This window comes from Streptomyces sp. NPDC127190 (assembly GCF_042672505.1).
Taxonomy (GTDB): Bacteria; Actinomycetota; Actinomycetes; order Streptomycetales; family Streptomycetaceae; genus Streptomyces.
In genome coordinates this window covers 1-8,922 of sequence record NZ_JBHXVE010000056.1, presented here as the reverse complement: position 1 = coordinate 8,922, position 8,922 = coordinate 1, and the positions used below count along the sequence as shown (strand labels likewise).

Annotated in this window: 8 protein-coding genes; 5 read left to right on the top strand and 3 right to left on the bottom strand. The window is 73.5% G+C overall.

The features are described from left to right. Positions 1–122: 122 nt before the first annotated feature. On the top strand, positions 123–584 hold the full coding sequence (locus ACFVIU_RS38860) for a hypothetical protein (RefSeq protein ID WP_385848488.1): 462 nt from the start codon (positions 123–125) through the stop codon (positions 582–584). Positions 585–598: 14 nt separating this feature from the next. Then, entirely contained in the window at positions 599–1,534 is a 936-nt protein-coding gene (locus ACFVIU_RS38855) for a hypothetical protein (protein ID WP_385848487.1), read from the top strand. A 30-nt stretch (positions 1,535–1,564) separates the two neighbouring features. On the opposite strand, the gene ACFVIU_RS38850 is transcribed toward ACFVIU_RS38855, so the two are convergent. Further along, positions 1,565–2,473, bottom strand: coding sequence for a DeoR/GlpR family DNA-binding transcription regulator (locus ACFVIU_RS38850; protein WP_385848489.1), 909 nt, complete (start codon positions 2,471–2,473; stop codon positions 1,565–1,567). Positions 2,474–3,036: 563 nt separating this feature from the next. Continuing rightward, complete coding sequence (locus tag ACFVIU_RS38845; protein ID WP_385848486.1) at positions 3,037–4,485, bottom strand: NAD(P)H-quinone dehydrogenase; 1,449 nt, start codon at positions 4,483–4,485, stop codon at positions 3,037–3,039. Between the two features lie 115 nt (positions 4,486–4,600). On the opposite strand from ACFVIU_RS38845, the gene ACFVIU_RS38840 reads away from it, so the two are divergent. From ACFVIU_RS38840 to ACFVIU_RS38830, 3 genes are all read left to right on the top strand, one after another. Continuing rightward, positions 4,601–5,038, top strand: a complete 438-nt coding sequence (locus tag ACFVIU_RS38840; protein WP_385848485.1) for a gamma-glutamylcyclotransferase family protein — start codon at positions 4,601–4,603, stop codon at positions 5,036–5,038. Between the two features lie 123 nt (positions 5,039–5,161). After that, the gene (locus ACFVIU_RS38835; RefSeq protein WP_385848483.1) at positions 5,162–5,986 is read left to right on the top strand and encodes a purine-nucleoside phosphorylase; all 825 of its coding nucleotides are present in this window, start codon (positions 5,162–5,164) and stop codon (positions 5,984–5,986) included. Between the two features lie 378 nt (positions 5,987–6,364). Then, positions 6,365–7,996: a phospho-sugar mutase gene (locus tag ACFVIU_RS38830; protein ID WP_385848482.1), complete on the top strand. Its 1,632-nt coding sequence runs from the start codon at positions 6,365–6,367 to the stop codon at positions 7,994–7,996. 513 nt (positions 7,997–8,509) lie between these two features. Here ACFVIU_RS38830 and ACFVIU_RS38825 read toward each other — a convergent pair. Continuing rightward, on the bottom strand, positions 8,510–8,857 hold the full coding sequence (locus ACFVIU_RS38825; protein WP_385848481.1) for a hypothetical protein: 348 nt from the start codon (positions 8,855–8,857) through the stop codon (positions 8,510–8,512). Positions 8,858–8,922: the final 65 nt, after the last annotated feature.

Sequence of the window (8,922 nt, the reverse complement as noted above, 5' to 3'; positions counted from 1 at the left end):
CCCGCCGCGCGCCCGCTGTCCCCCCACCCCCCACCCCCCACCGCGCGGGGCCGGGGGCGGGCCGCCGCGCGCCCCCCCCCCCCCCCCCCCCAACTCGCTTTGCCGGTCCCTAAGCTGGCCGCGTGGAATTCGTCTTCACCGTCACTGTGGCGGACCCCGGCCGAGCCGGGGAGCTGCGCGCCTGGCTGCGGGACAGGGCGCTGACCCCGGCACCGGAGCTGGAGCTGGAGCTGGAGCTGCCTGACGGCCCGGACGGCCGGGTCGTGCGGTTCAGGAGCCACCGGCCCGGGGCGCTCGTCCTGTACGCGGATGGGCTGGTGACCTGGCTGACCCAGCGAGGTCCGGGCTCCCCCACCCTCACCGTCACCGTGGAAATGCCCCCGGTGCGGCGAAGCGTCGAGCTGACCGGCGGAACCGACGACCCGGAAACGCTCGTGCGCCTGGTCTCCGCGCTGAGCGCTCCACGGGGCCCGGGGCCGGTGACGGGCCTCCCGACCACCGGCGATACCGACATCACGGGGTCCGCGCGCCACACCTCCCCCGGTCCCGTCCTCGACCCCGATGACGACTGGGACCGGGAGTGAGGGAGCGGTAGCCGGTGGGAGACATCGCCAAGGGGGCGCTGGGGGGCGGCTGGACGCTGCTCGTCGGCTGGATCCTGCCGACCGCGCTGAACCTGTCCGTGTTCCTGCTGGCGGTCGCCCCCAGCCTGCACCGCCCCGCGCTCCTGTCCGGGCACTGGCCGGCGACAGGGGGCCGTACGGCGCTGTTGCTCCTCGTCGCGGCCGTGCTGCTCGGCCTGGTGCTCAACGCCCTCCAGACGCCCCTGTACCGCCTGCTGGAGGGCTATGCGCTGTGGCCGTCGGTGGCGTACGAGCGTGGCTGCCGGACCCAGCTGGCCCGTCGGCGGCGTACGGCCGAGCGGCTGGCGGGCATCCCGGCCGGCTCGACCATCCGGCGGGGTCTGCTCGCCGAGAAGCTGAGCCGCTATCCGGTCAGCGACGAGCAGATCGCCCCGACCCGGCTCGGCAACGCCATCCGCCGCTTCGAGGAGTACGGCCACGACCGCTACCGGCTCGACACCCAGGTGCTGTGGAACGAGCTGACGAGTGTCGCCCCGGAGTGGGCCCGCAGGCAGCACGACACCGCCCGCACGAACGTGGACTTCTTCGTGGCCCTGCTGTACGGCCATGCGGCGGTGGCCGGCACGGCGTGCGCCGCGCTGGCGTCCGGGCGGGCCGACCGCCCGGTGCTGGTGGTCACGGGTGTCGTACTGCTCCTGCTGATGCCCGTGTGGTACCACGCGGCGGTGGCCGCCACCGACGAGTGGGCGGCGGCGACGCGCGCCCTGGTCAACCTGGGCCGCAAGCCGCTGGCCGAGGCGCTCGGTCTGGTCCTGCCGGGCGATCTCGAGCAGGAGCGCGCCATGTGGCAGCTGGTGACCCGCATGTCCCGCAGGCCCTACGCCCCGGCGGCGGCCACCGCCTTCGCCCCCTACCGGGTCAGGCCTCCCGAGCCCCCCGCCGCGCCCTGAGCCCCGCGGCCGGGCGGGCGGCGGGCGGCCTCAGCGGCGCCGCAGGTCGGCGACGCGTCCCCGCTCGCCGGCCGGCTGTTCGCCCAGTACTCCGCGCAGCCCGCCTCCGGGCACGCCCCGCCGCGGCCCCGGCAGGGACGCGCGTCGCGCCGGGGCCTGCTCACCCCCCGAAGGGACTCCGCCCGCCCCGGCCACGGCGATCTGCACCCCCTGGTCGGCCAGGGCCTGCAACTCGGTGCCGGCGCGGTCGTCATGGCCGGGCGGCTCGTCGGTGACCAGCCGGGTGATGAGGTCCGTCGGCACGGTCTGGAACATGGTGTCCGTGCCCAGCTTGGTGTGGTCGGCGAGGACCACGACCTCCGCGGCGGCCTGGACGAGGGCCCGGTCGACGGATGCCGAGAGCATGTTGGAGGTGGACAGCCCGCGTTCGGCGGTGAGCCCGCTCCCGGAGAGGAAGGCCTTGGACACTCTCAGCCCCTGGAGGGACTGTTCGGCGCCGGAGCCGACCAGGGCGTAGTTGGAGCCGCGCAGGGTGCCACCGGTCATCACGACCTCCACCCGGTTGGCATGGGCCAGGGCCTGTGCGACGAGGAGGGAGTTGGTGACGACGGTCAGGCCGGGGACCCGCGCGAGCCGGCGGGCCAGCTCCTGTGTGGTCGTACCCGCCCCGACGACGATGGCCTCGCCCTCTTCGACGAGGCCCGCCGCGAGGTCGGCGATGGCCGTCTTCTCGGCGGTCGCGAGATGGGACTTCTGCGGGAAGCCCGACTCGCGGGTGAAGCCACCCGGCAGTACCGCACCGCCGTGCCGGCGGTCGAGGAGTCCTTCTGCCTCCAGTGCCCGCACGTCCCGCCGTACGGTCACTTCGGAGGTCTGGACGACGCGGGCGAGTTCACGGAGCGAGACCGCACCGTTCGCTCGCACCATTTCGAGGATCAATTGGCGACGTTCAGCAGCGAACACGAAACTGACAGTAACCCCAGCGACCGTCTGCTTTCAGCAGTTTGCGCCGAATAACAGAAGTTGTTCGTGCGACAGGGTGGGAAGTGGTATAGGGCCTATCCAGCCCGACTATGCCGCCCGCATGCGCGGCAACTCCCCGTGACCAGCGGGAACCCGGAACCGGCCGCCCGGCCCCGCCCCGCTCGCCGCACGTCGGCCGGCGGCGCTTCCGATCGAAGCCGGGCACCACGGGACCACCCGTGACCCGCAGGGATCGGAACGAGCTGATCAATCGTCAAGAACCGTTTGCTGACGGACAGTCCGTACTCGTACCCTACTGGTCACCATCCGAACCAGCGGCCCACGTCTTCTCGGGAGCACCGGGAACGCGAACGCCTCGCCGGCACCACGTGCGCGGCGTCCGCCGTCGCGTCCCCACCCTGCGAACATCGCCCGGCCGGCAGTGAGGGTGAGAGCTGTGCGGTGGTCCGGGCGTCCCGGACCGGTACCGCACACCCCCTGGTGCGCAGCGCCAGGGGGTGCGGGACGGGTCCGGGGCGTCAGGCCTCGGCGCCCGCCTTGCGGGTGTGCAGCTGGCGCGCCACCTCCGCGATCGAGCCGGAGAGGGAGGGGTACACGGTGAACGCGTTCGCGATCTGCTCGACCGTCAGGTTGTTGTCGACGGCGATGGAGATGGGGTGGATCAGCTCGGAGGCGCGGGGCGCGACGACCACACCGCCGACGACGATCCCGGTGCCCGGGCGGCAGAAGATCTTCACGAAGCCGTCCCGGATGCCCTGCATCTTGGCGCGCGGGTTGCGCAGCAGCGGCAGCTTGACGACCCGGGCGTCGATCTTGCCGGCGTCCACGTCGGCCTGGCTGTAGCCGACGGTCGCGATCTCGGGGTCGGTGAAGACGTTCGAGGACACGGTCTTGAGGTTCAGCGGGGCCACGGCGTCGCCGAGGAAGTGGTACATGGCGATGCGGCCCTGCATCGCGGCGACGGAGGCGAGGGCGAAGACGCCGGTCACGTCACCGGCGGCGTACACGCCCGGGGCGGTGGTGCGGGACACCTTGTCGGTCCAGATGTGCCCGGACTCGCGCACCTTGACCCCGGCCTCCTCCAGCCCGAGCCCGGCGCTGTTGGGGATGGCGCCGACGGCCATCAGGCAGTGCGTACCGCTGATGACGCGTCCGTCGGCGAGGGTGACCTCCACCCGGTCGCCGACGCGCTTGGCGGACTGCGCGCGGGAGCGGGCCATGACGTTCATGCCGCGGCGCCGGAAGACGTCCTCCAGCACGGCGGCGGCGTCGGGGTCCTCGCCGGGCAGCACGCGGTCGCGGGACGACACGAGCGTGACCTTGGAGCCCAGTGCCTGGTAGGCGCCGGCGAACTCGGCACCGGTCACACCGGAGCCGACGACGATCAGCTCTTCGGGCAGCTCGGTGAGGTCGTAGACCTGGGTCCAGTTGAGGATGCGCTCGCCGTCCGGCTGGGCGTCGGGCAGCTCGCGGGGGTGACCGCCGGTGGCGAGGAGGACGGCGTCGGCGGTAAGGGTCTCCTCGGTGCCGTCGGCGGAGGTGACGACGACCTTCCGGGAGCCGTCGAGGGCCTGCATGCCCTCCAGCCGGCCGCGGCCGCGCATGACCCGGGCGCCGGCGCGCGTCACGGACGCCGTGATGTCGTGCGACTGCGCGAGCGCGAGCCGCTTCACCCGCCGGTTGACCTTCCCGAGGTCCACCCCGACCACCCGGGCCGCCTGCTCCAGCGGCGGGGTGTCGTCGGCGACGATGATCCCCAGCTCCTCGTAGGAGGAGTCGAAGGTGGTCATCACCTCGGCCGTAGCGATAAGGGTCTTCGACGGCACGCAGTCGGTCAGCACCGACGCTCCGCCCAGACCGTCGCAGTCGACGACGGTCACCTCCGCCCCGAGCTGAGCGGCCACCAGCGCCGCTTCGTATCCGCCGGGTCCGCCACCGATGATCACGATCCGAGTCACGTATCCCATTGTCCCGCACCCTTCAAGGTGCTACTGCCCGGGGGAGGAAAGCCCCCTTCACAGCTGCCGCGGCGCCGCCGCCGGGGCGTGAAAGGGAACGTTTTCGCTGCCGTACCCTCTCTCCATGTCGCTCTATGCCGCGTACGCCGGCAACCTCGACGCGCGTCTGATGTCCCGCCGCGCCCCGCACTCCCCGTTGCGCGCCACCGGCTGGCTGGACGGCTGGCGGCTGACCTTCGGCGGCGAGCAGCTCGGCTGGGAGGGTGCGCTGGCGACGATCGTCGAGGACCCGCTCGCGCAGGTCTTCGTGGGCCTGTACGACATCGCCCCGCCGGACGAGGAGTCGCTGGACCGCTGGGAGGGCGTCGGCCTCGGCGTCTACCGCCGGGTCCGGGTGCGGGTGCACACCCTCGAGGGGGACGAGCAGGCCTGGGCGTACGTCCTGAACGGCTACGAGGGCGGTCTTCCCTCCGCCCGCTACCTGGGCGAGATCGCCGACGCCGCGGAGTCCGCGGGCGCTCCCCACGACTATGTGATGGAACTCCGCAAGCGCCCCTGCTGAGCCGCGCCCCCGCGTGTTTCCTCCCTCTTCGCCCGCCCTTGTGGAAAACGACAAGACAACGAAGGCAATCCCGTGGCCTTCGTCATCTACGCGCGTAGGCGAATACCGGCTACCCTCGTCGTCGTGAACGCATCTCTTCTTCCGGACGACATCCAGGGCGACCCGTACGCCGCCGCCGACGCCGCCGCCGCACGCCTGCGCGAACTCACCGGCGCCGAGACCCACGACGTCGCCCTCGTGATGGGCTCCGGCTGGGCTCCGGCCGTCGACGCGCTGGGCGCCCCCGACGCCGAGTTCCAGGTCACCGAGCTGCCCGGCTTCCCGCCGCCGGCCGTCGAGGGGCACGGCGGCAAGATCCGCTCGTACACCTTCGGTGACAAGCGCGCCCTGGTCTTCCTCGGCCGTACCCACTACTACGAGGGCCGTGGCGTCGCCGCCGTCGCGCACGGTGTGCGCACCGCCGTGGCCGCCGGCTGCAAGACGATCGTGCTGACCAACGGCTGCGGCGGTCTGCGCGAGGGCATGCGCCCCGGACAGCCGGTGCTGATCAGCGACCACATCAACCTGACGGCGACCTCCCCCATCGTCGGCGCCAACTTCGTCGACCTGACGGACCTGTACTCGCCGCGTCTGCGCGCCCTGTGCAAGGAGATCGACCCCAGCCTCGAAGAGGGCGTCTACGCGCAGTTCCCCGGCCCGCACTACGAGACCCCGGCCGAGATCCGCATGGCCCGCGTCATCGGCGCGGACCTGGTCGGCATGTCCACGGTGCTGGAGGCCATCGCCGCCCGTGAGGCGGGCGCCGAGGTGCTGGGCATCTCCCTGGTCACCAACCTCGCGGCCGGTATGACCGGTGAGCCCCTCAACCACGAGGAGGTCCTCCAGGCGGGCCGCGACTCGGCCGCCCGGATGGGCGAGCTGCTGGCCCAGGTGCTGGGCAAGCTGTAAGCACCCCGCAAGGGCCCTCGCCCACCCTGCACCGACCGCGTCGGGAGGGTGGGCGGACGGGGGTCCGGGGGCGGAGGGCCTGTCTTTCGGATCAGGTCGGCTGCGGCGCCGGCGCCTTCTCGGCCGACCCGAGCGGGGTCATGGGGGTGCCCCCTGCTCGAGCGGAGTCGAGAGCTTGGGGGAGCGTGCAGATGCAAGGCGGAGGACCGAGTCGACGCGGAGCGATGGGGGTCCCCCCGCGCGAGCGAAGCCGAGCGTGGGGGAGAGGGACGACAACGCAGCAGATGTGCGTGCCAGGGCCCGCGACGCCGGCAAGATCCGAAAGACAGGCCCTGAGCCCCTGGTGGAGCAGGCAAACACGGAGAGGTTGATCCCAAGGTGCACGACGATCTCATCGCCCGGGCCACGGCATGGCTCGCCGAGGACCCGGACGCGGAGACCCGCGACGAACTGGCCAAGCTGATCGAGGCCGGGGACGTGACCGAGCTGTCGGCCCGCTTCAGCGGCACGCTCCAGTTCGGCACCGCGGGCCTGCGGGGCGAACTCGGCGCCGGTCCGATGCGCATGAACCGCTCGGTCGTCATCCGCGCGGCCGCCGGTCTCGCCGCCTACCTGAAGAAGAACGGCCAGGGCGACGGAGTCGTCGTCATCGGGTACGACGCCCGCCACAAGTCCGCCGACTTCGCCCGCGACACCGCCGCCGTGATGACCGGCGCCGGCCTGCGGGCCGCCGTACTCCCCCGCCCGCTGCCCACCCCGGTCCTGGCCTTCGCCATAAGGCACCTGGGCGCGGTCGCGGGCGTCGAGGTCACCGCCAGCCACAACCCGCCCCGGGACAACGGCTACAAGGTCTACCTCGGCGACGGCTCCCAGATCGTCCCGCCCGCGGACGCGGAGATCGCCGCCGAGATCGACGCGATCGTCTCGCTGAACGACGTACCCCGCCCGGACTCCGGCTGGGAGACCCTGGACGACGCGGTCCTGGACGCCTACCTGGCCCGCACGGACGCGGTCCTGGCCCCCGGCTCCGCGCGCGGCGCCCGCACGGTCTACACCGCGATGCACGGCGTCGGCAAGGACACCCTCCTCGCCGCCTTCGCCCGGGCCGGTTTCCCGGAGCCGGTGCTGGTCGCCGAGCAGGCCGAGCCGGACCCGGACTTCCCGACGGTCGCCTTCCCCAACCCGGAGGAGCCGGGCGCGATGGACCTGGCGTTCGCCCGGGCCCGCGCGACCGACCCCGACCTGGTGATCGCCAACGACCCCGACGCCGACCGCTGCGCGGTGGCCGTCAAGGACGGCGCCGACTGGCGCATGCTGCGCGGCGACGAGGTCGGCGCGCTGCTCGCCGCGCACCTGGTGAACCGCGGTGTCCAGGGCACCTTCGCGGAGTCGATCGTCTCCTCCTCCCTCCTCGGCCGGATCGCCGAGAGGGCCGGGCTGGCGTACGAGGAGACCCTCACCGGCTTCAAGTGGATCGCCCGGGTGGACGGCCTGCGGTACGGCTACGAGGAGGCCCTCGGCTACTGCGTCGACCCGGAGGGCGTCCGCGACAAGGACGGCATCACCGCGGCGCTCCTCGTCACCGAGCTGGCCTCGCAGCTCAAGGAGGACGGCCGTACCCTCCTCGACCTGCTGGACGACCTGGCCGTGCAGCACGGTCTGCACGCCACCGACCAGCTGTCGGTCCGGGTCCAGGACCTCTCGCTCATCGCCGACGCGATGCGCCGCCTGCGCGAGCAGCCGCCGACCGAGCTGGCCGGGCTGCCCGTCACGCGCGCGGAGGACCTGACCCGGGGCACGGAGAAGCTGCCGCCCACCGACGGCCTGCGCTACACGCTGGACGGCGCCCGGGTGATCGTCCGCCCGAGCGGCACCGAGCCGAAGCTGAAGTGCTACCTGGAGGTCGTCGTCCCGGTGGCCACCCACGCCGACCTGCCGGCAGCCCGCACCCGCGCGACGGACCTCCTGACCGCGATCAAGCGGGACCTCTCCGCGGCGGCCGGCATCTGACCCCGGCCCCCGGTACGACCCCACCGGCGCCCCGGCCGTCACCCTGTGACGCCGGGGCGCCGGTCATTGCCCCGCCGCCGGGCGCCCTGGGGACATCGCAGAAGGCTGCTGCTGCCAAGCCACATCCGACGGGGCCCGCCCCAGCGGGGGCGGAGCAGCCGGACCCCCGTGGCCGGGGCAGCCGGACCGCCGGGGCCGGCGTCAGCCACCAGAAGCCGAGGGCGGCCACCACGACACAGGCGGACACCACCAGGCCGCGCCGAGGATGCCCCCACCCGACGGGCAACGCCGCACCGTTCCCAGCCAGGGAGACGGCGATCGCAAAAGACCACCCCTGCCACGACGGCCAGCAGACCGAGCCCGGCCCGCCACACGACACGACGACACCCAGCCACCCGCAGCCCACACGGCCGCCTGCTCACCGCCGTAACAACACCGCACCCACGTCACCACCGTGACCCAGGCGCACCCCGCCCGCCAGGCGACCCCCCACGCCCCTCCCCGGAGGGGCCCTCAGCCCAGCGCCAGCAGGATTCCCAGCAGCACCGCTCCCGCGATCACCGGTGCCAGTACCTCGTACGCCCACCGCACGGTGATCTCGCCCTGGGCCTGCTCCGCCTCGCCGCGTCGGTCCAGCAGGTCGCGCAGGTCGTCCATGGCCTGGTCGAACTCCGCGCGGGTCGGCCCGCTGGGGACGCCCGCCGCGCCGCCCGCGGCCGGGCCGCCGAGGGAGCCGAAGCCGCCGAGTCCGCGGCCGCCACGGCCGCCGAACAGGCCGCCTCCGCCGGCGCCGCCCCGGGCCGCGTCCGCCGCGGCCCGCGCCGTGGGGGCCGCCGCCGGCGGGGGGGGGGGGCACGCCACACCCCGGGGGCACCACGAGTGTAGTGTTAGGGGGAGGGGGCGCGCACGCGGGGGGGTGCAGAGCA